Genomic DNA, 24,458 nt, shown 5'->3' with positions numbered 1-24,458 from the left:
GCGGGCCGTTTGCGTCTAAGACCTGTCGTGATTGTTGATCGGGCGCGGAGAATGCGTCTGGTCGCTACTTGCCTGCTGGTGCTTATGGCGGTGCTCTATGCCGTCACGCGGCGTTATGAAGGGCTGCACCCCGCATTGGGTTTCGTCCGGGCATTTGCCGAAGCGGCAATGGTGGGTGGATTGGCAGACTGGTTTGCGGTGACTGCACTGTTTCGTCATCCGTTGGGCGTGCCCATTCCGCACACCGCGATCATCCCTGAAAACAAGGATCGCATTGCCGATACGATGGCTGCGTTCCTGCAAACGAATTTCCTGACGCCACAAGTGGTTGCCCGGCGCATGGGCGCGGTCAACGCGGCGGCGGCGATGGGCACTTTTCTGGCCGATCCGCGCGGCGGGGAAAGCCGGTTGCGAGATGGTGCAGCCGGTCTGGTGGCCGACGTGCTGGAATCGCTCGATCCCGATGAATTGGGCGGTCTGGCCAAGGGTGCGCTGCGGGCGCAGCTTGAAAAGCTCGAATTGTCGCCGCTACTGGGTCAGTTGCTAGGCGCAGCTATTGCCGACGGTCGGCACATGCCGGTGATTGAAAGCCTGATCCGCAAGGCGGCCGAAACCATCGAGGCGAACGAGCCGTTGATTCAGGCGACCATCCACGAACGCGCCAATACCATCCTGCGCTGGACCGGACTGGACGAAAAGCTCGCCAACGCGATCCTTGATGGCCTCTACAAGCTTCTGGCCGAGACATTGGTGGTGCCTGACCATCCGCTGCGCCGCAAGATCGAGGACGGGCTGGCCACGCTGGCGCACGATCTGATCCACGATGCCGCGATGCAGGCACGAGTGGAACAGATGAAGCAAGAAGTGTTGGCGAACCCGGCATTTGCCCGCTGGCTGGACGCGCTATGGGAACGGGGCCGCACCCGGCTGCTGCAGATGGTCCGCAATCCCTCTGGGGCGCTGGCGGGGCAGTTTGGTGCCAGCCTTGCCGAACTGGGACAGGCCTTGCAGCAGGATGTGCGACTGCAGAGTCTGGTCAACCGCTTTGCCCGAAGAACCATGGTGGGTGTGTCCACCCGCTATGGCGCGCAAATCGTGCGTTTGGTTTCGGAAACGGTAAAGCGCTGGGATGCGCGCACGGTGACGGACCGGATCGAAGGTGCGGTGGGCCGTGATCTTCAGTTCATTCGCATCAACGGTACGCTGGTGGGCGGGCTGGTTGGCCTGCTGCTGCATGCGCTTGATCTGGCGCTCGCAGTTTCCTGACAATGCCCCCTGCCAATGCGATACCCATGAACTCCTGTCTCCCTCGCCTGCAAACTGAACGGTTGGTACTGTCTGTGCCGGGGCGTGATGATTATTTGCTGTTGAGAGATTTGCTGGCCGACCCTGAAGTGCATCGCTTCCTTGGCCCGCGCGCCGATGACCCGACGACAGACATGTTTGCCCGCGCGCTGCGGGCGGCGGGATCATGGCAGTTGTATGGTTATGGCATGTTTCTGGCGCACGAACGGGCAGGAGGCGCGTTTGTTGGTCAGATCGGCATTTTCCATTCACTGCGAGGGTTCGGCAAAGGCATGGACGACGTGCCCGAAGCTGCGTGGATTCTGGCGCAGGAGTACTGGCGCAAGGGCTATGCGCAGGAAGGCATGCGCGCCGTGTTAGACTGGTTCGATGAAGCGCACGGCAAGGTTCATGGTCTGTCCCGAATCGCCTGCATGATAGAACATGGCAACGCTTCTTCGCTGAGCTTGGCCGGGCGGCTGGGCTTTACCCGATATGATGAAATGATGCTGCCTGATGGGGCGAGCGTCGATCTTCTGGAACGAATCAGCCGCCCGGTTTGACTTGCTCGACAATGCTCAATGCGCGTTGTTGCAAATCATCCAGCGTGAAGGGTTTGGTCAGAACGCCGATGCCGGTTTCGCCATCGTCTTTCTGCAGGACGACGCTGTCGGCGTAACCGGTCACGAACAGAACCGCCACATCGGGCCGCCGCCTTCGCACTTCGTCGGCCACCTGACGGCCGTTGAGACCGCCGGGCAGGCCGACATCGGTAACCAGCAAGTCAATTTCGATACCCTGATCCAGAAGCGCCAATGCCGTCGGGCCATCATCGGCGTCGAGGCATTCGATAGCGATCAGGCCGAGTGCATCGACCATCATCATTCTGACCGTAGGTTCATCATCCACCACCAGTGCGCGTAGACCGGGGCGGGCGGACCGGCGGACCTGCAGCGCGGCATCGTCGGTCGGATCGGCAATGGCTTCGTGGCGGGGCAGATAAAGCCTGACCAGTGTGCCTTCTCCGGGGGTTGAACGAATTCGCACAAGGCCGTTACTTTGTCGGGCAAAGCCATAGACCATCGAAAGGCCGAGTCCGGTGCCGCGCCCGGTTGGTTTGGTGGTGAAAAACGGTTCGAACACACGTTCGATGTCATCTGCGGCAATACCAACGCCGCTGTCGCCGACGGTTACAGTAACGTAATCGCCCGGCCGCAGCCCGCGTTCACCCGCCTGATCGGGATCAAGCTGCACGTTCAGCGTGGTGATGGTCAGCCGTCCACCATCGGGCATGGCATCGCGGGCGTTGATACACAGGTTGAGAAGCGCGTTTTCAAGCTGGTTGGCATCTACCAGTGTCGGCCACAATGCCGGGTCAGTATCAACCTCAACCGCAATGCCCGGTCCCACTGTGCGTCGTACCAGATCGACAAAATCATCCAGCAGCCGGTTGACCAAGGTGGCGCGCGGAGAAAGCGTCTGGCGGCGGGAAAACGCCAGTAACCGGTGGGTAAGCGCTGCTGCGCGCCGTGCTGCGCCCAGTCCGGCGGCGACATAGCGTTCGACATCTGCGGTGCGGCCCTGAACGGCGCGGCGCGCGATCATTTCCAGTGCGCCGGTGATGCCACCCAGCAGGTTGTTGAAGTCGTGGGCAAGGCCGCCGGTCAACTGGCCCACGGCTTCCATTTTCTGTGCCTGACGCAGTGCACTTTCGGCCTGTTCGCGCTGTGCCAGCGCATCGGCGACGCGTTGTTCCAGCGTTTCGTTCAACTGGTACAATGCGGCCTCGGCGCGGACCTGTTCGGTCACGTCCTTGAACAATACTGCCACCAGCCGGTTTTCAAACGGTCCGATGCGGAATGATGAAACATCGAGAATCCGGCCGGTGGCGACAAGTTCGTTGCGAAAACGAATTGGTTCGCCAGTGTGCAGGACTTTGCCGTAGAACGCGATCCAGTCGTCCGCCTCGGCGGGCACCATCTGGCGCAGATATTGGCCCACCACATTTGGAATGCCGGTGTGTCGTTCATAGGCTGGATTGGCGATCAGGTGAACATAGTCGCTTAACGGCCCATGCGGCCCGTCAACGAATTCGATGACGCAGAAACCGTCGTCCATGTTTTCGAACAGGACGCGATAGATCTCAGGATCAATCGATGCCAGCGTCGGCGTTTGCAGCACGGAATCCGTGCAGGGGGATGGTGGCGCGCTCACGCCGCAGATTGTGGCAAGGAAAGAAGCAACGCGCAATTCATCGCGCACAAAACGCCAGCCGGCGCATTGGGTTCCCACGCTTCCATGCGTGCCAAAGGCAAAGGAAAAGGGGCCGGAAGGTTTCCCTTCCGACCCCGATTCCCGTTCAGCAAAAGCTGACGTGGACTTAGAAGTCCATGCCACCCATGCCGCCCATGCCGCCACCCATCGGGGGCATTGCGGGCTTGTCGTCCGGACGTTCGCTGATCGCCGCTTCCGTGGTGATGAGCAGGCCCGAAACCGAAGCTGCATCCTGCAGCGCGGTGCGAACGACCTTGGTCGGGTCGATCACGCCAGCAGCCTTCAGGTTTTCGTAAACGTCGGTCGAGGCGTTGAAGCCCTGATTTTCGTCGTTTTCACGCAGCAGGTTGCCTGCAACGACGGCACCGTCATGGCCGGCGTTCGCAGCGATCTGGCGAAGCGGCGTCTGGATCGCGCGACGCACGATGTCGATGCCCTTGGTCTGGTCATCGTTGGCGCCCTTGAGGCCTTCAAGAGCCTTGGTGGCATAAAGCAGAGCAGTACCGCCACCGGGAACGATGCCTTCTTCAACCGCAGCGCGGGTTGCGTGGAGCGCGTCATCAACGCGGTCCTTGCGTTCCTTCACTTCGACTTCGGTCGCGCCGCCAACCTTGATGACGGCAACGCCGCCAGCCAGCTTGGCCAGACGTTCCTGCAGCTTTTCACGGTCGTAGTCGCTGGTGGTGACTTCGATCTGGGCGCGGATCTGGTCGACACGGCCCTTGATTTCGTCAGCCGAACCGGCACCGTCGACGATCGTGGTGTTGTCCTTGTCGATCGTGACCTTCTTGGCCTGACCTAGCATGGCGAGCGTAACGGTTTCGAGCTTGATGCCGAGGTCTTCGGAGATCATTTCGCCAGCGGTCAGCGTGGCGATATCGCCCAGCATCGCCTTGCGACGGTCACCAAAGCCCGGTGCCTTGACGGCAGCGATCTTCAGGCCACCGCGCAGCTTGTTGACGACCAGGGTCGCCAGTGCTTCGCCTTCGATGTCTTCGGCGATGATGAGCAGCGGACGCCCCGACTGCACAACCGCTTCGAGGATCGGCAGCATCGCCTGCAGCGACGACAGCTTCTTCTCGTGGATCAGGATGTACGGGTTTTCGAGTTCGACCGTCATCTTTTCCGGGTTGGTGATGAAGTAGGGCGACAGGTAGCCGCGGTCGAACTGCATGCCTTCAACGACATCGAGTTCGAATTCGAGGCCCTTGGCCTCTTCCACGGTGATGACGCCTTCCTTGCCGACCTTTTCCATCGCTTCGGCGATCTTCTGGCCGACTTCGATGTCGCCATTGGCCGAGATGATGCCAACCTGGGCAATTTCCGACGAACCCGAAACCGGGGTCGAACGGGCCTTGAGGTTTTCGACAACCTTGCCGACTGCAATGTCGATGCCGCGCTTCAGGTCCATCGGGTTCATGCCGGCAGCAACTGCCGTCATGCCTTCACGAACGATCGCCTGCGCCAGAACCGTGGCAGTGGTGGTACCGTCACCGGCTGCGTCGTTGGCCTTCGAGGCCACTTCGCGCAGCATCTGGGCGCCCATGTTTTCGAACTTGTCCTTGAGTTCGATTTCCTTGGCGACCGAAACACCGTCCTTGGTGATGCGGGGCGCGCCGAAGCTCTTGTCGATCACCACGTTACGGCCCTTGGGACCGAGGGTAACCTTCACGGCATCAGCGAGAATATCGACGCCGCGCAGAATGCGTTCGCGGGCGTCACGGCCGAACTTTACGTCCTTGGCAGCCATGTTGTTTTCCTTTGAATATTTTGAATTGCGTTCAGGACAGCAGGAGCGATCAGCCGATCACGCCAAGAATGTCCGATTCCTTCATGATGAGCAGGTCTTCGCCATCGACCTTGACTTCGGTGCCGGACCACTTGCCAAACAGCACGCGATCGCCAACCTTGACGTCGAGCGGCGTGATCGTGCCGTTTTCGGCGCGCGCGCCGGTGCCGGTGGCAACGATTTCGCCTTCAGCGGGCTTTTCCTTGGCGCTGTCGGGGATGATGATCCCGCCGGCAGTCTTTTCCTCGGCTTCGACGCGGCGCACAAGCACGCGATCGTGCAGCGGACGGAAAGTCATGGGTGTTTTCCCTCTTCCATGTCTAAAAAATGGGCCTTGGCACTCTCGTGCAGAGAGTGCCAGCGGGCGGGATATGGGACGACCTCTGTGGAGCGTCAATGGGTGTGGCGCAGATTCTTTTCGCCATGATGACCGAATTTCAAGGCCGATCACATAGGCAGCAGGCCAAGCCTTGCACGGTTCTTCCACCGCCACAGCATCAGGCTGGCAACGACGACCAGTCCGACCATCAACCCGATCCACACGCCAAGACCGCCCAGCGGGGAAAACAACCCAAGGCCGATGGCGGTGCCCATGCCCGGCACCCAGTAACCGAACAACGCAAAGCCCATCGGCACGCGGGTATCCTGCAATCCGCGCAGCAGTGCCGCGCCAACGGCTTGCGCCCCGTCAAATAACTGGAACGCAGCAGCGACTGCCATGTATTGTATTGCCAGCACCACCATTGCGGCGTTCTGCGGCGCGTCAGGATCGATATAAAGGCGCAGGATCGCGCGGGGAAACAGCAGCATGGTGCCTGCTGTCACGGCCATGAAGCCGATTCCCAGCACCACCGCCACCCGGCCCGACCGTGCAATTGCTCCGCTGTCGCCTGCACCGAAGGCCATGCCGACGCGGATCGTCGCAGCCTGCGCCACACCGAACGGCACCTGAAAGGCGATGGCGGCAAATTGCAACGCCACGGTATGCGCAGCCAGCTCCACTTCGCCGATGCGGCCCATCACGAACGCCGCGCCATTGAACATGCCCGCTTCGGCCAGAATTGTGCCGGTGATCGGCAAGCCGATGCGCAAAACATCGGCAAAGCGCGTCCACTCGGCCTTCCACCAGCGGCCCAGCAGGCGATAGCGCCGCAAACGGCGATCGGTGCGGATGACCACGACATAGGCCAGTACCATGGCGCAAGTCGTCACCACGCTGGAAATCGCGGACCCGGTAAGGCCCATTTCGGGTGCGCCAAGATTGCCGAACACAAACAGCCAGTTGCCCAGCGCATTGACCAGCACTGCCATGCCGGTGATTGCGGTGCCAATGGTCGGGCGGCCCATCGCGGCGACAAACGTGCGCAGCAGGGCTGCGACGGTTGACGGAATGGCGGCCCACATCAGCACGTTCAGGAACGGCACCGCCAGCACGATCACGTTTTCCTGCTGCCCGGTCACACGCATCAGCGGCTCACCCAGCAGGCATACGCCCATGGCCAGCAGTGATGCGAGCACGCCGGCCCAGCCTGCCATGCGCACCGTGCGGCGGACTTCGCGCACGGCATGGCGACGGCGGCCAAGTTCGGCAGCAATCAGCGGCGCAGCCCCGCCGACAAGGCCAGAAAGACTCCACACCAGCAGGCCGAACAGCGATACCGACAGCGACGATGCCGCCAAAGCTACTGGCCCAAGCCGGGCAACGAACACGACGTCAACCGCGAATACGGCCATCTGCAACAGGTTTGCGCCCACCATCGGTGCGGCAAGGCGCAGCATGGCACGCAATTCGGTGGACCAGTGGAGGGGCGGCTTTTCAAACATGCCACGCTGCCCTAGGGCGCTTGCGATCCCAAGGAAAGAAGAGTCGTCGCCTGCCGGATAGGCTTGTCGCGCGCCTCGTTCCATTGGGGGGCGAAGCGCAGGTGGCGATCCGAAAAGTTGAAAGGGTCAGTCTTATGCGCCGTATCCTGCATATTGCCGTCACTGCCGCGCTTGCGGGCAGCCTTGCCGCCTGTAGCGGTGCGAAAACCGATGAATCGGCTGAAAATACAACTCCTGCTGATGCACCTGCAACCAGCACGACCAGCGCCGCTGCCACCCCGGCGGTGTTTGCGATGTGTAAATCGTGCCATTCGCCGGAAAAGGGCAAGAACATGGTTGGCCCCAGCCTGTTCGGTGTTTTCGGCACCAAGGCTGGCGAAGTGGCCGGGTTCAATTTCAGCCCGGCGATGAAGGCGTCGGGCCTGACCTGGGACGAGGCGACGCTGGACGAATATCTGGCCGGGCCGATGAAGAAGGTTCCGGGCACCAAGATGACTTACGCTGGCCAGCCGGATGCCGCCAAGCGCAAGGAGCTGATCGAATATATCAAGTCGCTGAAGTAAGTCGCTTATCAACACGGGCATATGAAAAGGGCGGCCCCGCAAGGAGCCGCCCTTTCCTGTAACTCGATCCGGCAAGCCGGAAGAAGATTACTTGATTTCGACGGTGCCGCCGGCTTCTTCGATCTTCTTCTTGATGTCTTCGGCTTCAGCCTTCGACACGCCTTCCTTGATAGCCTTCGGAGCCGATTCAACCAGCGCCTTGGCTTCGGTCAGGCCGAGCGAGGTGATTGCGCGGACTTCCTTGATGACCTGGATCTTCTTGCCACCGTCGCCGGTGAGGATCACGTCAAATTCGGTCTTTTCTTCAGCGGCTTCAGCAGCAGCGGCAGGAGCCGCGGCAACAGCAACAGCAGCAGCAGCCGAAACGCCCCATGCTTCTTCAAGCGCCTTGGCGAGGTCAGCGGCTTCGAGGACGGTCAGCTTCGAAAGTTCTTCAACGAGCTTGGCGATGTCAGCCATGGTATTTCACTCCTGATCTTGTGGTGCCCGCACGCCCGAATGGCGCGGCAGGCGGAAATCGAACGGACAGTCTTATGCGGCTTCCTTGGCGTAGGCGCCGAAGACGCGGGCCAGCTTGGCTGCCGGAGCAGTCGTGAGCTGGGCGATCTTCGTGGCCGGAGCCTGGATGAGGCCGATGAGCGTGCCGCGCAGTTCGTCGAGGCTGGGCATCGAGGCAAGTGCCTTGACGCCGGCTTCGTTGAGAACCTGCGAACCCATTGCACCGCCGACGATTTCAATCTTGTCGGTGGTCTTGGCGAACTCGACCACTGCCTTGGCGGCAGCAACCGGATCGGCGGACGCCGCGATTGCGGTAGGACCGGTGAAGAAATCACCCAGACCTTCGTAATCGGTGCCCGCGACGGCAAGCTTGGCAAGACTGTTCTTCGCAACCTTGTAAGTCGCGCCCGCTTCACGGATCTTCGTGCGCAGGGCGGTGGACTGTGCCACCGACATGCCGAGGTTGCGGGTGATGACCACCGCGCCGGCCTCGTTGAAGACGCCGTTCAGGAAGGCGACCGAATCGGCTTTCTGCGAACGATCCATGCCTAACTCCTTCACATGTGACCGCACGGGAAACCCGTGCAGTCGGCTACGTTTGTCGATGGCCCGAAGACCACCGGCGAGTCCGTGACAAGGGAAGGAGGTGCGCTGTAAAGCGCAGGTGGCACCACGGTCCACAATCGGGAGCATGAGGCCAGAAACTCTTTTCCCCGCCTATGCTGGAAATTAAGCAGGCAAACCTGCACCAACGGTCTCGGACGGATGAGCGACGGGCCATGCGGCCAGCCAGTCGGGTGGGCCATTGGCTGATTCTGGCACGCAAGTCAACCTTTCGGGTCTTTAGGCTTTAGGGTCTCTCGGATATCTAAGGATCAGTTCAGGGACGGCAGCCTTTGACTTTGCCGGACACGGTGCCTATAGGTTGTGCTCTGCCCGGTGTTTCGAGCAAGGCCTTCCCATGCGCGGGGGATGGCCACGGAAGGAAGCACAGGGATATCCATCTGACGCAAAAGGCTGCGGGCCATGGCTTCCTTTAACGGGAGTTCGTGCGCTATGCGGCCTTTTCCTGTTTGGTGGCGCCATCGTCGCGCATGGCAAGATTTCCGCCGGTTTTCCGGCCGTTTACAGTGAAGAGGCACGTAACCTTTATGGCTACCAAGTCGCCCAGCCGTTCTGGCGTCAAGAAGCGCATCCGCAAGATCTTCGGGGACATCCACGAAGTCGTGCAGATGCCGAACCTGATCGAAGTTCAGCGCGAATCGTACGAGCAGTTCCTCCGCTCCGATCCGTCGACCGGTTATGTTTCGGGGCTTGAAAAGACCCTGCGTTCGGTTTTTCCGATCCAGGACTTCGCCGGCACCGCTAGCCTCGATATCAAGGAGCGCGACGGTTACGTCCTCGAGGCGCCCAAGTATGACGTGAACGAATGCCGTCAGCGCGGCATCACGTATGCTGCGCCGATGAAGGTGACGCTCAAGCTCGCCACGTTCGAAGTGGACGCCGAGACGGAAACCAAGAGCCTCATCGATATCAAGGAGCAGGACGTTTACATGGGCGATATCCCGCTCATGACCGACAACGGCACCTTCTTCATCAACGGTACCGAGCGCGTGATCGTGTCGCAGATGCATCGCTCGCCGGGCGTTCTGTTCGATCATGACCGCGGCAAGACGCACTCGTCGGGCAAGTACTTGTTTGCCGCCCGCGTGATTCCTTACCGTGGTTCGTGGCTCGATTTCGAATTCGACGCCAAGGACATCGTCAACGTCCGTATCGACCGCAAGCGCAAGCTGCCGGTCACCGCGCTGCTGCATGCGCTGGGTCTGGGCGATGAAGAAATCCTCGATTTCTTCTATGAAACCGTCACTTGGGCACGTGCCGAAGGTGGCTGGAAGGTTCCCTTCGTGCTCGAGCAGTGGCGCGGTTCGAAGCCCCAGTTTGACATCGTTGATGCCAAGTCTGGCGAAGTTATCTTCCCGGCAGGCCAGAAGATTTCGCCTCGTGCCGCCAACAAGGCGTTCAAGGACGGTCTGGAAGAACTGCTCATCCCGACCGAAGAAATCTTCGGCCGCTATTCGGCGCGTGACCTGATCGATGAATCGACCGGTCGCATCTGGATCGAATCGGGCGATGAAGTGTCGCCGGAAAACCTCGAACTGCTCGACAAGGCCGGGATTGATCGTCTCGAACTGCTCGACGTCGATCACATTTCGACTGGCCCGTGGATCCGCAACACGCTGAAGGCCGACAAGGCCCCGGATCGCGACCATGCGCTTGCCGATATCTATCGCGTGATGCGCCCTGGTGAACCGCCGACGCGCGAAACAGCCGAAGCGCTGTTCGATGGCCTGTTCTTCGATGGCGACCGCTATGACCTTTCGGCCGTGGGTCGCGTCAAGCTGAACATGCGTCTTGGCCTTGATTGCGAAGACACGGTAACCACCCTGCGCAGCGAAGATATTCTCGCCGTGGTCAAGGAACTGGTGAACCTGAAGGACGGCAAGGGCGAAGTCGATGACATCGACAACCTCGGCAACCGTCGCGTGCGTTCGGTGGGCGAATTGCTCGAAAACCAGTACCGCGTTGGCCTGCTGCGCATGGAGCGCGCGGTCAAGGAGCGCATGTCGTCGGTCGATGTGTCGACGGTCATGCCGAACGACCTCATCAACGCCAAGCCTGCGGTTGCCGCAGTGCGCGAATTCTTCGGCTCCTCGCAGCTTTCGCAGTTCATGGACCAGACCAACCCGCTGTCCGAAGTGACCCACAAGCGCCGTGTTTCGGCACTTGGGCCGGGCGGTCTTACCCGTGAACGTGCAGGCTTCGAAGTGCGCGACGTTCACCCCACGCACTATGGCCGCATCTGCCCGATTGAAACGCCGGAAGGCCCGAACATCGGTCTTATCAACTCGCTGTCGACCTTCGCCCGCGTCAACAAGTACGGCTTCATCGAAACGCCGTATCGCAAGGTCATCGACGGCAAGGTCACGCGCGATGTGATCTATCTTTCGGCCATGGAAGAACAGAAGCACACGGTGGCGCAGGCTTCGGCTGAAACCAATGCTGATGGCTCGTTCGTGGAAGAGCTCGTGTCCGCCCGTCAGAACGGCGAATTCGTGATGGCCCCGCGCGATACCGTCACGCTGATGGACGTTTCGCCAAAGCAGCTCGTTTCGGTTGCCGCTTCGCTCATTCCGTTCCTGGAAAACGACGACGCCAACCGCGCGCTCATGGGTTCGAACATGCAGCGTCAGGCCGTGCCGCTGGTAAAGGCCGATGCGCCTTTCGTCGGTACCGGCATGGAAGAAACCGTCGCGCGCGATTCGGGCGCCGCCATTTCGGCGCTGCGTTCGGGTGTGGTCGATCAGGTTGACGCAACCCGTATCGTGATCCGCGCCAGCGGCGATATCGAACCCGGCCAGTCGGGCGTCGACATTTATCGTCTGCAGAAGTTCGAGCGTTCCAACCAGTCGACCTGCATCAACCAGCGCCCGCTGGTGAAGGTGGGCGATCTGATCGAAAAGGGCGACATCATTGCTGACGGTCCTTCGACCGAATTCGGTGAACTGGCGCTGGGCCGTAACGTGCTCGTCGCGTTCATGCCCTGGAACGGCTACAACTACGAAGACTCGATCCTGATCTCGGAACGCATCGTCAAAGACGACGTGTTCACCTCGATCCACATTGAAGAATTCGAAGTCATGGCTCGTGACACCAAGCTCGGGCCAGAAGACATCACCCGCGATATCCCGAATGTCGGCGAGGAAGCCCTGCGCAACCTCGACGAAGCGGGCATCGTCTATATCGGCGCGGAAGTTCACCCCGGTGATATCCTTGTCGGCAAGATCACCCCCAAGGGTGAATCGCCGATGACGCCGGAAGAAAAGCTGCTGCGCGCAATCTTTGGTGAAAAGGCCAGCGATGTACGTGACACGTCGCTTCGTCTGCCGCCGGGCGTTGCTGGCACCATCGTGGATGTGCGCGTGTTCAACCGTCACGGCATCGAAATCGATGACCGTACCCGCGCGATCCAGAACGAGGAAATCGAACGCCTCGCCAAGGACCGCGAAGACGAACGGGCCATCCTCAACCGCGCCACCTTCAATCGTCTGCGCGACATGCTGCTGGGTCAGATCTCGGCTGCGGCGCCCAAGGGCATCAAGAAGGGTGTCGAGATTGACGAGCAGGTTCTCGCCGATGTCGAACGCCATGAATGGTGGAAGTTCGCGGTGGCCGACGATGCGCGCCAGGCACAGCTTGAAGCGGTCAAGGGCCAGTATGACGTAAGCGTCAAGGCGATCCAGGAGAAGTTCGAAGACCGCAAGGAAAAGCTGGAACGCGGTGACGAACTGGCGCCCGGCGTGCTCAAGATGGTCAAGGTGTTCGTGGCGGTGAAGCGCAAGCTGCAGCCGGGCGACAAGATGGCCGGCCGTCACGGCAACAAGGGCATCATCAGCCGCATCCTGCCGCAGGAAGACATGCCGTTCCTTGAAGACGGCACGCCGGTCGACTTCGTGCTCAACCCGCTAGGCGTGCCTTCGCGCATGAACGTCGGGCAGATCTTCGAAACCCACCTTGGCTGGGCCGCGCGCGGTCTGGGCAAGCGCATCGGCAATGCTCTGGATGCATGGCGCGAAGCCAACCCGAATCCCGAAGCAGGTCAACCGCCGGAAGCGGTGCGCGAACTGCTCAAGGAAATCTACGGCGACAACTACACCGCCGAGATCGACGAGCGCAGTGATGCGCAGATCGTGGATTTCGCCCAGTCTGTCCGTGCAGGCGTGCCGATGGGCTCGCCGGTGTTCGATGGCGCGGTGGAAAAGGACGTGACTGACATGCTGCGTCTGGCGGGCCTCGATGAATCGGGCCAGGTGACGCTGTTCGACGGTCGCACCGGTGACGCATTTGACCGCAAGGTCACCGTGGGCATGAAGTATGTGCTCAAGCTGCACCACCTTGTCGACGACAAGATCCACGCACGTTCCATCGGGCCGTACTCGCTTGTCACGCAGCAGCCGCTGGGTGGTAAGGCGCAGTTCGGTGGCCAGCGCTTCGGGGAAATGGAGGTCTGGGCGCTTCAGGCCTATGGCGCAGCCTATACGCTGCAGGAAATGCTGACGGTGAAGTCGGATGACGTGGTCGGCCGCACCAAGGTTTACGAAGCGATCGTCAAGGGCGACGACACCTTCGAAGCCGGCATTCCTGAAAGCTTCAACGTGCTCGTCAAGGAAATGCGCTCGCTCGGCCTCAACGTCGAACTGTCGTCGCTGGACAACACCGACGATGACGATTTCGCGCAGGCGGCAGAGTAAGGATATCGGGCGGTGGCTCTGCCACCGCCCGGCCCTTCGCCAGAGATTTTACGTCCAACGCCTCGATGAGGGGCAAGGGAACGGCACAAAATGAACGACCTGACCAAATTCACCAACCAGATCGCCAAGCCCGAAACTTTCGACCAGATCCAGATCGGTCTGGCGTCCCCCGAACGCATCCGTTCGTGGTCTTTCGGTGAGATCAAGAAGCCCGAAACCATCAACTACCGCACGTTCAAGCCTGAGCGTGATGGCCTGTTTTGCGCGCGCATCTTCGGTCCTGTGAAGGATTACGAGTGCCTGTGCGGCAAGTACAAGCGTATGAAGTACAAGGGCGTCGTCTGCGAAAAGTGCGGCGTCGAAGTGACCGTGACCAAGGTGCGCCGCGAACGCATGGGCCACATCGAACTGGCAGCGCCTGTCGCGCACATCTGGTTCCTCAAGTCGCTGCCGTCGCGCATCGGCCTGCTGCTCGACATGCAGCTCAAGCAGCTGGAGCGCATTCTGTACTTCGAAAGCTATGTGGTGACCGAGCCGGGCCTGACCCCGCTGGAACCCTATCAGCTTCTGACCGAAGACGAACTGCTCGACGCGCAGGACGAATATGGCGAAGACGCCTTCTCGGCCGGCATCGGTGCAGAAGCGGTCAAGCACATGCTGATGAACCTCGATCTGGTTCAGGAGCGTGATGATCTGATGGAAGAGCTGCGGACCACCAAGTCCGAACTCAAGCCCAAGAAGATCATCAAGCGCCTCAAGGTCGTGGAATCGTTCATCGATTCGGGCAACCGTCCCGAATGGATGATCCTTGACGTCGTACCGGTCATTCCGCCCGAACTGCGCCCGCTGGTGCCGCTCGACGGTGGGCGCTTTGCCACGTCTGACCTGAACGACCTCTATCGCCGCGTTATCAACCGCAACAACCGCCTGAAGCGCCTGATCGAACTGCGTGCGCCGGACATCATCGTCCGCAACGAAAAGCGCATGCTGCAGGAAGCGGTTGACGCGCTGTTCGACAACGGCCGTCGTGGCCGCGTTATCACCGGCGCCAACAAGCGTCCGCTCAAGTCGCTGTCCGACATGCTCAAGGGCAAGCAGGGCCGCTTCCGCCAGAACCTTCTGGGCAAGCGCGTCGACTATTCGGGCCGTTCGGTCATCGTGACCGGCCCGGAACTGAAGCTGCACCAGTGCGGTCTGCCCAAGAAGATGGCGCTCGAATTGTTCAAGCCGTTCATCTACGCGCGTCTTGATGCCAAGGGTCTGTCGATGACTCTGAAGCAGGCCAAGAAGTGGGTCGAAAAGGAACGTAAGGAAGTCTGGGACATCCTGGACGAAGTGATCCGCGAACACCCGGTCATGCTGAACCGGGCGCCGACGCTGCACCGTCTTGGCATTCAGGCGTTCGAACCCGTGCTGATCGAGGGCAAGGCGATCCAGCTTCACCCGCTGGTCTGCTCGGCCTTCAACGCTGACTTCGACGGTGACCAGATGGCCGTCCACGTCCCGCTTTCGCTGGAAGCCCAGCTTGAAGCGCGCGTGTTGATGATGTCGACCAACAACATCCTGTCGCCTGCCAATGGCAAGCCGATCATCGTTCCGTCGCAGGACATGGTGCTGGGCATCTATTATCTGTCGATGGATCGCGCAGGAGAACCTGGCGAAGGCATGATGCTGGCCGACATGGCCGAAGTGCATCAGGCGCTGGAATGCAAGGCGGTAACGCTGCATTCTAAGATCATCGCCCGCGTTCCGCAGACCGACGAAAACGGCAAGCAGTACCTCAAGCGTTTTGAAACGACGCCGGGCCGCATGCTGATCGGTGAATGCCTTCCCAAGAACCACAAGGTTCCGTTCGACGTGGTCAACCGTCTGTTGACCAAGAAGGACGTGGGCGACGTGATCGACGAGGTCTATCGTCACACGGGCCAGAAGGACACCGTGCTGTTCGCCGATGCGATCATGTCGCTGGGCTTCCGCCATGCATTCAAGGCCGGCATTTCGTTCGGCAAGGATGACATGATTATCCCGGACAGCAAGGATGCGCTGGTTGCCGAAACCAAGGAACTGGTTGCCGATTACGAGCAACAGTATCAGGACGGTCTGATTACCCAGCAGGAAAAGTACAACAAGGTGATCGACGCCTGGAGCCGTTGCGGCGACCAGGTGGCGAACGCCATGATGGAAGAGCTGAAGTCTTCGCCCATCGATCCGGAAACGGGCCGCCAGAAGCCGATCAACGCCATCTACATGATGTCGCACTCCGGCGCGCGTGGCTCCCCGGCCCAGATGAAGCAGCTGGCTGGTATGCGCGGTCTGATGGCCAAGCCTTCGGGCGAGATCATCGAAACGCCGATCATCTCGAACTTCAAGGAAGGTCTGACCGTTCTTGAATACTTCAACTCGACCCACGGCGCCCGTAAGGGTCTGGCCGACACCGCGCTCAAGACGGCAAACTCAGGGTATCTGACCCGCCGTCTGGTCGACGTGTCGCAGGATTGCGTCGTGATCGAGGAAGACTGCGGTACCGAACGCGCGCTGGAAATGCGCGCGATCGTTCAGGGCGGTGCGACCATCGCCTCGCTGGGTGAACGCATTCTGGGCCGCACGCTGGCCGAGGACATGATCGAAGCCAAGACCGGCGAAGTGATTGCCTCGAAGGGTGACCTGCTGGACGAACCCGCCATCGCGCGGATCGAAGCAGCCGGTGTCCAGTCGGCGCGCATCCGCTCGCCACTGGTTTGCGAAGCGACGCAGGGTGTGTGCGGTAAGTGCTATGGTCGCGATCTGGCGCGCGGTACCCCGGTCAACATCGGTGAAGCTGTGGGCGTTATCGCCGCGCAGTCGATCGGTGAACCGGGCACGCAGCTTACCATGCGTACCTTCCACATCGGTGGTGCGGCGCAGGTCAACGAACAGTCGCACCTTGAAGCGATCAGCGATGGTACCGTGGTTTACCGCGATATCCCGACGATCACCGACAAGCGTAACCGTCGTCTGTCGCTGGCCCGTAACGGCGAAATCGTGCTGATGGATACCGATGGTCGTGAACGCGCGATCCACCGTGTTCCTTACGGTACGCACCTTATCCATGAGAACGGTGCAACCGTTTCGCAGGGCGATCGTCTGGCCGAGTGGGATCCGTTCACCACCCCGGTCATCACCGAAAAGCCGGGTATCGTGCGCTATCAGGATCTTGTCGACGGCAAGACTCTGACCGAACAGACCGACGAAGCCACCGGCATGTCGAGCCGTGTCATCACCGAAAACCGCTCGATCAATCGCAGCAAGAAGGAAGACCTGCGTCCGCGCCTGACTCTTCTCGATGACGATTCGGGTGAAGCGGCCCGCTATCTGCTGGCCGTGGGCACCACGCTTTCGGTTGAAGATGGCCAGCGGGTTGAAGCGGGTGAAATTCTTGCTCGTGCGTCGCGTGAAGCCGCCAAGACCCGTGACATCACCGGCGGTCTGCCGCGCGTGGCCGAACTGTTCGAAGCCCGCAAGCCGAAGGACAATTCGATCATCGCCAAGATTGCAGGGCGCATCGAATTCGTGCGTGACTACAAGGCCAAGCGCAAGATCGCGATCATCCCGGAAGAGGGTGAACCGGTTGAGTATCTGGTGCCCAAGAGCCGCGTGATCGACGTGCAGGAAGGCGACTACGTCAAGAAGGGCGATAACCTGATTTCCGGTTCGCCTGATCCGCATGACATTCTGGAAGTGATGGGCGTTGAGGCTCTGGCCGAATACCTCGTTGCGGAAATTCAGGAAGTCTATCGCTTGCAGGGCGTGAAGATCAACGACAAGCACATCGAGGTGATCGTTCGCCAGATGCTGCAGAAGGTTGAAATTACCGCTGGTGGCGACACCACCCTGCTGCCGGGCGAACAGGTCGATCTGGAAGAAATGCTGGAAGTGAACGGCAAGCTGGAAGCAGGGCAGGTTCCGGCTGAAGGCAAGCCGGTGCTGCTGGGCATCACCAAGGCGTCGCTCCAGACCCGCTCGTTCATCTCGGCTGCGTCGTTCCAGGAAACCACCCGCGTGCTGACGCAGGCGGCGGTTGAAGGGAAGAAGGACTCGCTGATCGGCCTGAAGGAAAACGTGATCGTCGGGCGGCTGATCCCGGCAGGCACGGGTGCCGGCATGAACCGTATGCGTGTTGCAGCAACGTCGCGCGATGCGGCGCTGCGCGCTTCCTATCGCAAGCTTCAGGAATCGCTGATCGCACCTGCGACGGCTGCCGAAGAGCATGCTGCGGAACTGGCCCAAGGACCGGAAGCCGCCATCGGCAATGATCCGCTGGCGGCGGTCGAAGGTGAAACCCACGGTACTGATGCCGATGCGGGTGATTACCTGATCGCTTCTGACAACGAAGGCACCGAGGATTGATCCTCAGCGCTTTTTGTAAAGTCGCGTAGAGAATTGACCCCCGCCGGAGCGATCCGGTGGGGGTTTTCTTTTATTGCCAAATACTGTTGTGCAATTCCGCAATTGCCGCAGTGCCGCCGAGTTAATGGCATTAACTGTAAGGCCCTATCCACGATGCAGTTCTTCACGCCTGCAGAGTGCTGACCGATGATTAAGGACCAGACCAAACGCGGCGCCCGGCTTGTCATGGCCATGGTGGTGATAGCCATAGTGTTGGCCGCTGTCGCAATTGCCTACATCCGCTTTGGTGGGCCGCTCCATCGCGAAAATCTGCTGCAAGACGAATTGCTGGCAGATATCCTGCCCCCGCCCGCGTTTGTGGTGGAACCTTATCTCCACGCGACATGGGCCATTGAAGACCCGGCACATGGCCCGGCTGCGATAAAGGCCCTGCGCGAACAACGCGCACTGTTTGAACAGCGCAAGGCCTATTGGGCGCAGGCTTCGGTGCCCGACAGCTTGCGTGGGCAGGTGAACGTAACCATTGGCGCAGCAGACCAGTTCTGGGCGGCAGTGGATACACAGTTCAATCCGGCGCTTGCGCGCGGAGATATTGCTGCGATGCGCCAGATTCACGCATCCGAGCTGGTGCCTGCTTATGAAAAGCAGCATGCCGCAGTGGCCGCTCTGGTCGAACAATCAGGTGCCTACCGGGCTGATCTGATGGAGGGTGCCCATACGCTGGTCGGCATCGCAATGGCAGCTTTCGTATTGATGGCGGCGGCAATTCTGACAGCCGTGCATGTGGCCGGGCGACGGATCGGCGTACAGGTGGTCGATCCGCTGGTAGAAATCGCCCACCTGATGGAGCGCATGGCCGACGGGCAATATGATTGCGATATCACCGGGACGGAACGGTCTGACGAAATGGGCATGATGGCCCGCGCAATGGCCGTGTTCAGGTCGAACGGCCTTGCCCGTGAACGTGCCGCAGCCGATCAGCGCACGGTGGTGGCGGCGCTGTCCGCCGGGTTGGAGCGCATGGCGGGCAAGGATTTGGAATTCCGCATCGATCAGACCTTTCCTGAAGGCTACGACGAACTGCGGCAGGACTACAATTCGGCCGTGGATGCGCTGGCGCAGGCGATGCGCACGGTGCGTGTAGGCGCAACCGGCGTGATGAGCGCCATTACCGAGATTCGCGCCGCCAGTGACGATCTGGCCCACCGCAATGAACAACAGGCTGCCAGTCTTGCTGATACGGCATCGGCGATGAATGCGGTGACCGGCAGCGTGCAGCAAACGGCCGCCGGTGCGCTGCGCGCGCGCGATACGATTGCCAGCGCCCACCACGAGGCAAGCGAGGGCGGTGAGGTTGTGCAGCGCGCGGTGCAGGCGATGGCCGCCATAGAAGCGTCAGCGCAGGAGATCGGAAAGATCATTTCGGTGATCGACGGCATCGCCTTCCAGACCAATCTGCTGGCTCTGAACGCGGGTGTGGAAGCGGCGCGGGCAGGTGATGCGGGCAAAGGTTTTGCGGTTGTGGCCACCGAAGTGCGCGCATTGGCGCAGCGCTCTGCCGAAGCTGCCTCGAACATCAAGGATCTGATCCTGACCAGCACTGCGCAAGTGGAACAGGGCGTGGCGCTGGTGGGGGCAACGGGCGAAAAGCTGACCGGGATTGTCGATCAGGTTGCCGGAATCGATGCGCTGATCGACCAGATTGCCGCCACGGCAGGCCGTCAGGCGCAGCAGTTGCAGCAGGTGAATGTGGCCGTGGCTGACATGGACCGGATGACGCAAGCGAACGCTGCGATGGTCGAGGAATCGTCAGCTGCCACACACAGTCTGGCGCAGGAGGCCGAAGTGCTGACCGAACTGGTGACGTCGTTCCGCACCCGCGATCTTGCCTGTCGCCCTGCCCACGCTGCATCGCCTGACGCAATGCGCAGGCAGTCTGCGGGCGACTATGAGATGCCACCGGTCAGAGTCGCACTGGCGGCAGGATAATACCAACCTGCAGTGATCCCGACCTATGAGGTTTGTCTGATCCCGTATGCTGGCTAGGAGCAGCCGCAGTGACGATGACAGCGAGCGGGAACAGGCAGCCCTCGGACTGCGGCGTGCCCTCGGTATAACGAACCATACATCCCTTCGGACGCTTCTTGCCGAGAACCGCCAGAAACCGTCCTCATAGGTCGGGATCACTGCAGGTTGGTATGAGCGCACAGCGTATGACAGAAGGCCCGGCGCACCTGGGAAGGGTGGCCGGGCCTTTGTAGTTACTGCAATGGCTGCGTTCAGCGGCCCTTGCGGTGTTCGCCCTTGACCCAGCGCACGGTGCCCGACGATGCGCGCATGACCACGCTTTCGGTGGTCATCGTGCCGTTCTTGTGGACTTTGACGCCGTCCAGCAGCGATCCGTCCGTCACGCCGGTTGCGGCAAAGATGCAATCGCCCTTGGCCAGTTCGATCAGGTCGTACTGCTTGTTCAGATCTTCGATGCCCCACTTGCGGGCGCGGGCGCGTTCGTCTTCGTTGCGGAACAGCAAGCGGCCCTTGAACTGCCCGCCGACACAGCGCAGCGCAGCGGCAGCCAGCACGCCTTCGGGGGCGCCGCCAGTGCCCATATACATGTCGATGCCGGTGTCTTCGTCGGTTACCGCAATCACGCCTGCGACGTCGCCATCGGGGATCAGGCTGATGCCGCAACCCAGTGCGCGCAGTTCGTCAATCAGATCGTTGTGGCGCGGACGGTCCAGCACACAGACGATGATATCGCCCGGTTCCACGCCCTTGGCCGCAGCCACCGCACGGACGTTGTCAGAAGGCGATTTGTCCAGATCGATGATGCCGTCAGGATAGCCGGGGCCAACCGCCAGCTTGTCCATATAGACGTCCGGCGCGTTCAGCAGGCCACCTTCTTCGGCCACCGCCAGCACGGCGAGGGCGTTCGGCCCGGCCTTGGCGGTAATGGTGGTGCCTTCCAGCGGGTCGAGCGCAATGTCGATCTTCGGTCCCTTGCCGGGGGCCGCGCCGACCTTTTCTCCGATGTAAAGCATCGGCGCCTCGTCGCGTTCGCCTTCACCGATGACGACGGTGCCGTCCATGTAGAGTTCGTTGAAAGCGGCGCGCATGGCTTCGACCGCAGCAGCGTCGGCGGCCTTTTCGTCGCCTCGCCCGATCAGCTTGGCGGCACCGATGGCGGCGGCTTCGGTCACGCGGACCATTTCCAGCACCAGAACGCGGTCAAGAACCTGGGATGCGGCGGGGATGGTGGGCTTGTCGGTCACGTTGGCTCCCTGATGGTAGCAGGCTGAGGGTATCGAGTTGGTCGGCGGCAATCTATTAGGCAGTATCAATTCGGGCATGTTCAGCCGGGATGCAGGATCGGCGCGGCACAGCCGGGTCGACGCGCTGCACGGACTGTGCAAACGTATGCGTAAACATCATGGGGTCACGCTATGGATATTGCGTGGCACAAATGACGTTGGTGTGACCTAGGCACTAGACGCGAGGGATGGGTCTTGTCGAGACGAAGAGTAGCAGTTCTGGCCGCCTTTGCGCTTCTTTTCGGCGCTGCACCCATTGCAGCGCAGCAAACGGGCACGGGATCGGCTCCCGTGCAGGGACCGGCGGCTCCGGCCGGCAGCACCGTTCAGGACGATGCTTCGGTTGCGCAACGGCTTCTCAGCGGATCGCAGGCCGAACGCTGCCGCCCGATGCAGCGTTCCGATGGGACGATCGTTGTGTGTGGCGGCAAGGAAGCCAGCGACAAGGAGCGCATTCCGCTGCGCGATGAAATCGATGGGGCAAAATCCACCGATACCGGTGTGCCGCGCGCGCCGAACGTGTCCGGTCTGCGCGATTGCAGCCGTGGCTGCATCGGTCTGGGCGGTGTGCCGCCGCAGATGTATTACTTCGATATCAAGGCATTGCCCGCCCCGCCGCCGGGGTCGGACGCAGATCGCATCGCCAAGGGAGAAATCCCCGCGCCCTGATCGCGCGGGGATTTGCAATCACTCGCCCAGAATGTGCATCACCAGCGGCGGGTCGGCCAGCACGGGCGAACCGTCAAGCAGGCGCAGCGCTTCGGCAATCGCGCTTTCCGGTCCTTCGTGGGTGACCATGGCGACCATCACGCGGGTATCGTCCTGTCCGCCCTTCTGGATCAGGCTTTCGATCGAAACGCCCGCATCGCGCATGGCGGCGGTGATTTCGGCCAGCACCCCCGGCCGATCTGCCACGTTGAAGCGGATATAGGCTTTGCCGGTGCGATGCCCGGTGTCGGCGGGTGCGGCATGGTCAAGTTCGGCCACAGGGATCGAGAACGGGGCGCCGATATCGCCCCGCGCAATGTCGATCAGATCGGCCACCACGGCGCTCGCGGTCGGCCCGTCGCCTGCGCCTGCGCCCTGAAACAGCAAGCGACCAACGAAGTTGCCTTCGGCCACCACCGCATTGGTGGCGCCATCGACATGGGCCAGTGGGTGATCGCGGTGGACCAGATGCGGATGCACCCGCTGGAACAGCCGGCGGTTGCCCTGTGCGTCCAGTTCAGTTTCGGCCATACCGATCAGGCGGATGTAATAGCCCAGCGTATCGGCCTGTGCGATATCGGCGGCCAGCACGCGGCGGATGCCGGTGGCGGCAACCGGCTTGAAATCAATCGCCGTGCCGAATGCGATGGAAGACAGGATCGCCAGCTTGTGCGCGGCATCGATGCCGTCGATGTCGAACGTCGGGTCGGATTCCGCATAACCCTTGGCCTGCGCCTCGGCCAGCACATCGGCAAAATCGCGTCCGGTGTCTTCCATGGTCGACAGAATGTAATTGCAGGTGCCGTTGAGGATGCCATAGACGCGGGCAATCTCGTTCGCCGCGACACCTTCCTTCAACCCCTTGATGACCGGAATGCCGCCGGCCACAGCCGCTTCGAACTTCAGCGCCACTTTGGCCGCTTCGGCCTTGCCCGCCAGTTCGATGCCGTGGTGCGCGATCATCGCCTTGTTGGCCGTGACCAGCGCCTTGCCCGCTTCAAACGTGGTGCGTGCCAGTGCCAGAGCCGGTCCATCGGCACCGCCGACCAGTTCGACCACCACATCCACGTCCGGGCGTTCGCCCAGAATCACCATGTCGTCTTCCCAGGCATAGCGCGAGACGTCGAAACCGCGATCCTTGCCCCGGTTGCGTGCGCTGACCGTGGTAATCACGATGGGGCGGCCTGCGCGGCGTGCGATCAGATCGGCATTGGCTTCGATCAGGCGGATAACGCCGCCGCCAACCGTGCCAAGCCCGGCAAGCGCGATGCGCAAAGGTTCGGTCATGTCTATCCCGTCTGCAACTGTGCTGGATTTTGTGGGCCGGGCCTTAGGGGAGGCGAGGGCCGGGGGCAAGCGTGTGCTGGCACAGCATCGGTCAGCGCGTCACCGCCGGGCGGGTTCGCGTGCATTCGCCCAACTGGCCGACCACATATGCATAATCAGCGGCTGCTGCGCGCACGTCATCTGCACTGCCTGAAAGGCTGACTCCCGCTGGCATGGATGGTGGCAGGCTGCAGGCAAGGCGATACCAGGTCAGTGTGCCCGGTTCGGGTGGGCGTGATGCCTGATCGACGATTTCGGAAAGGCTGACGCCCCACGTGCGCGGCACGCCCGGGCGGCGGATCACCGACAGCGAAACCGGTTCTCCAGTTTCGGTCTGCAGGAATACCTGCGTCTCACCTTCACCCGCCAGGTTGCCGGGAACGAACAGCACTTCGCGCACGCGCACGATACGAGGCGCAGCTTCGGTTGAAAGCATTTCGGTCAGAATTGCGCGGGTGCGGCTTTCGGTTTCGACAGACCATGGCAGGTGCGCGCCTGCGTCCACCAAACTCAGCTCACCGGGGCGGCCCGATACTATGCGGGCGAACAGCAGGGAGATGGTCTTGTTCAGGCGCGGCGGTTTGCCTTTGGCGTCAAGTGGCACATCGGCCAGATAGCGCACCGTTTCACCCAGTGCAGGGCCAGCAAGGACGGCCTGCGTCCGGGCCTCGATCAGCATCCGCGCCATGCCCGGCGCCACGCCCGGCGCCTGTTCGGGTTTAAGCCGGCTGGCTTTGCGCACCTGCGCGCGCATAACCACATCCGAAGCATCTGCAAGACTGGCAAGGTCAGCATATGTCAAAGCGGCATTGTCGTTACTGACATCGCTGCCAACGGCGCGAATCAGCGGTTGCTGGGCCAGCGGCGCACTGGCGGCGAATCCCCCCGAAATGGTGATAAAGGCCAGTGCGGCAAGGGCGCGTTGCCCGGTAAAAAGCTTCATATTTCTATCTCCGGCGACCTTTTGACGGGGCCGCGCTCCTGCGTTTTCCGCCAATTTGAGGCAATGCAACCATGAATCGAGCGTTAACGGATAAAGCATTTGCGCGCGTTTGGCTTCGCCGTTAAAGATGCGCCCGTTCGGGCAATCCAAAAACAAGCAGCCCGACGCTTGCCGCCGCCGGACGCCTGCGTTCGATGTCGGCGGACCGGGTTGCCGGCAGGGTGGATTGAAATTTGCTGG

The 24,458-nt window shown here is 61.2% G+C and carries 16 protein-coding genes; 7 read left to right on the top strand and 9 right to left on the bottom strand.

Annotation, left to right across the window (positions count from 1 at the left end):
- The first annotated feature begins 51 nt into the window (after positions 1-51).
- Together OVA07_RS04335 and OVA07_RS04330 are read left to right on the top strand one after the other, a co-directional pair.
- Positions 52-1,266 carry a DUF445 domain-containing protein gene (locus tag OVA07_RS04335; RefSeq protein WP_268170244.1) on the top strand — a complete coding sequence of 405 codons (1,215 nt, stop codon included), beginning with the start codon at positions 52-54 and terminating at the stop codon, positions 1,264-1,266.
- Positions 1,267-1,292: 26 nt separating this feature from the next.
- Positions 1,293-1,847, top strand: a complete 555-nt coding sequence (locus OVA07_RS04330; protein ID WP_268170243.1) for a GNAT family N-acetyltransferase — start codon at positions 1,293-1,295, stop codon at positions 1,845-1,847.
- Here OVA07_RS04330 and OVA07_RS04325 read toward each other — a convergent pair.
- The 4 genes from OVA07_RS04325 to OVA07_RS04310 form a co-directional block, all read right to left on the bottom strand.
- On the bottom strand, positions 1,831-3,465 hold the full coding sequence (locus OVA07_RS04325; protein ID WP_268170242.1) for an ATP-binding protein: 1,635 nt from the start codon (positions 3,463-3,465) through the stop codon (positions 1,831-1,833). The two genes, OVA07_RS04330 and OVA07_RS04325, sit on opposite strands and share 17 nt — an antisense overlap.
- A 199-nt stretch (positions 3,466-3,664) precedes the next feature.
- Entirely contained in the window at positions 3,665-5,308 is a 1,644-nt protein-coding gene (gene groL / locus OVA07_RS04320) for a chaperonin GroEL (RefSeq protein ID WP_268170241.1), read from the bottom strand.
- A 49-nt stretch (positions 5,309-5,357) separates the two neighbouring features.
- Entirely contained in the window at positions 5,358-5,645 is a 288-nt protein-coding gene (gene groES, locus OVA07_RS04315; RefSeq protein ID WP_268170240.1) for a co-chaperone GroES, read from the bottom strand.
- Between the two features lie 149 nt (positions 5,646-5,794).
- Complete coding sequence (locus OVA07_RS04310) at positions 5,795-7,171, bottom strand: MATE family efflux transporter (protein WP_268170239.1); 1,377 nt, start codon at positions 7,169-7,171, stop codon at positions 5,795-5,797.
- Between the two features lie 134 nt (positions 7,172-7,305).
- Between OVA07_RS04310 and OVA07_RS04305 the strand changes: the two genes are divergently transcribed.
- Positions 7,306-7,734, top strand: a complete 429-nt coding sequence (locus OVA07_RS04305) for a c-type cytochrome (protein WP_268170238.1) — start codon at positions 7,306-7,308, stop codon at positions 7,732-7,734.
- 87 nt (positions 7,735-7,821) lie between these two features.
- On the opposite strand, the gene rplL is transcribed toward OVA07_RS04305, so the two are convergent.
- On the bottom strand, positions 7,822-8,193 hold the full coding sequence (gene rplL, locus OVA07_RS04300) for a 50S ribosomal protein L7/L12 (protein WP_268170237.1): 372 nt from the start codon (positions 8,191-8,193) through the stop codon (positions 7,822-7,824).
- Between the two features lie 72 nt (positions 8,194-8,265).
- Positions 8,266-8,778, bottom strand: coding sequence for a 50S ribosomal protein L10 (gene rplJ / locus OVA07_RS04295; RefSeq protein WP_268170236.1), 513 nt, complete (start codon positions 8,776-8,778; stop codon positions 8,266-8,268).
- A 605-nt stretch (positions 8,779-9,383) separates the two neighbouring features.
- On the opposite strand from rplJ, the gene rpoB reads away from it, so the two are divergent.
- The 3 genes from rpoB (at position 9,384) to OVA07_RS04280 (ending at position 19,919) form a co-directional block, all read left to right on the top strand.
- Positions 9,384-13,544, top strand: a complete 4,161-nt coding sequence (gene rpoB / locus OVA07_RS04290) for a DNA-directed RNA polymerase subunit beta (protein WP_268170235.1) — start codon at positions 9,384-9,386, stop codon at positions 13,542-13,544.
- Between the two features lie 90 nt (positions 13,545-13,634).
- On the top strand, positions 13,635-17,930 hold the full coding sequence (gene rpoC / locus OVA07_RS04285; RefSeq protein ID WP_268170234.1) for a DNA-directed RNA polymerase subunit beta': 4,296 nt from the start codon (positions 13,635-13,637) through the stop codon (positions 17,928-17,930).
- A gap of 186 nt (positions 17,931-18,116) precedes the next feature.
- Positions 18,117-19,919: a methyl-accepting chemotaxis protein gene (locus OVA07_RS04280; RefSeq protein ID WP_268170233.1), complete on the top strand. Its 1,803-nt coding sequence runs from the start codon at positions 18,117-18,119 to the stop codon at positions 19,917-19,919.
- A gap of 290 nt (positions 19,920-20,209) precedes the next feature.
- On the opposite strand, the gene glpX is transcribed toward OVA07_RS04280, so the two are convergent.
- The gene (glpX, locus tag OVA07_RS04275; RefSeq protein WP_268170232.1) at positions 20,210-21,202 is read right to left on the bottom strand and encodes a class II fructose-bisphosphatase; all 993 of its coding nucleotides are present in this window, start codon (positions 21,200-21,202) and stop codon (positions 20,210-20,212) included.
- A 234-nt stretch (positions 21,203-21,436) separates the two neighbouring features.
- On the opposite strand from glpX, the gene OVA07_RS04270 reads away from it, so the two are divergent.
- Positions 21,437-21,910 (top strand): hypothetical protein, encoded by a 474-nt coding sequence (locus tag OVA07_RS04270; protein WP_268170231.1) that lies wholly within the window; start codon positions 21,437-21,439, stop codon positions 21,908-21,910.
- Positions 21,911-21,928: 18 nt separating this feature from the next.
- Here the strand turns inward: OVA07_RS04270 and OVA07_RS04265 are convergent, their stop codons facing one another.
- A complete protein-coding gene (locus tag OVA07_RS04265; protein WP_268170230.1) occupies positions 21,929-23,236 on the bottom strand; it encodes a homoserine dehydrogenase in 1,308 nt (435 codons plus the stop codon).
- A 91-nt stretch (positions 23,237-23,327) separates the two neighbouring features.
- Entirely contained in the window at positions 23,328-24,218 is an 891-nt protein-coding gene (locus OVA07_RS04260; protein ID WP_268170229.1) for a hypothetical protein, read from the bottom strand.
- Positions 24,219-24,458 lie beyond the last annotated feature (240 nt).

This window comes from Novosphingobium sp. SL115 (genome assembly GCF_026672515.1).
GTDB lineage: Bacteria > Pseudomonadota > Alphaproteobacteria > Sphingomonadales > Sphingomonadaceae > Novosphingobium.
Note: the sequence above shows the minus strand (reverse complement) of the source record. Positions and strands in the feature narration are given on the sequence as shown.

Coding starts and splice junctions, on each gene's coding strand:
- rpoC (WP_268170234.1), top strand. CDS start 13,635: ATGAACGACCTGACCAAATTCACCAACCAGATCGCCAAGCCCGAAACT.
- groL (WP_268170241.1), bottom strand. CDS start 5,308: ATGGCTGCCAAGGACGTAAAGTTCGGCCGTGACGCCCGCGAACGCATT.
- OVA07_RS04265 (WP_268170230.1), bottom strand. CDS start 23,236: ATGACCGAACCTTTGCGCATCGCGCTTGCCGGGCTTGGCACGGTTGGC.
- OVA07_RS04280 (WP_268170233.1), top strand. CDS start 18,117: ATGATTAAGGACCAGACCAAACGCGGCGCCCGGCTTGTCATGGCCATG.
- rpoB (WP_268170235.1), top strand. CDS start 9,384: ATGGCTACCAAGTCGCCCAGCCGTTCTGGCGTCAAGAAGCGCATCCGC.
- groES (WP_268170240.1), bottom strand. CDS start 5,645: ATGACTTTCCGTCCGCTGCACGATCGCGTGCTTGTGCGCCGCGTCGAA.
- OVA07_RS04260 (WP_268170229.1), bottom strand. CDS start 24,218: ATGAAGCTTTTTACCGGGCAACGCGCCCTTGCCGCACTGGCCTTTATC.
- OVA07_RS04305 (WP_268170238.1), top strand. CDS start 7,306: ATGCGCCGTATCCTGCATATTGCCGTCACTGCCGCGCTTGCGGGCAGC.
- rplJ (WP_268170236.1), bottom strand. CDS start 8,778: ATGGATCGTTCGCAGAAAGCCGATTCGGTCGCCTTCCTGAACGGCGTC.
- rplL (WP_268170237.1), bottom strand. CDS start 8,193: ATGGCTGACATCGCCAAGCTCGTTGAAGAACTTTCGAAGCTGACCGTC.
- OVA07_RS04310 (WP_268170239.1), bottom strand. CDS start 7,171: ATGTTTGAAAAGCCGCCCCTCCACTGGTCCACCGAATTGCGTGCCATG.
- OVA07_RS04335 (WP_268170244.1), top strand. CDS start 52: ATGCGTCTGGTCGCTACTTGCCTGCTGGTGCTTATGGCGGTGCTCTAT.
- OVA07_RS04330 (WP_268170243.1), top strand. CDS start 1,293: ATGAACTCCTGTCTCCCTCGCCTGCAAACTGAACGGTTGGTACTGTCT.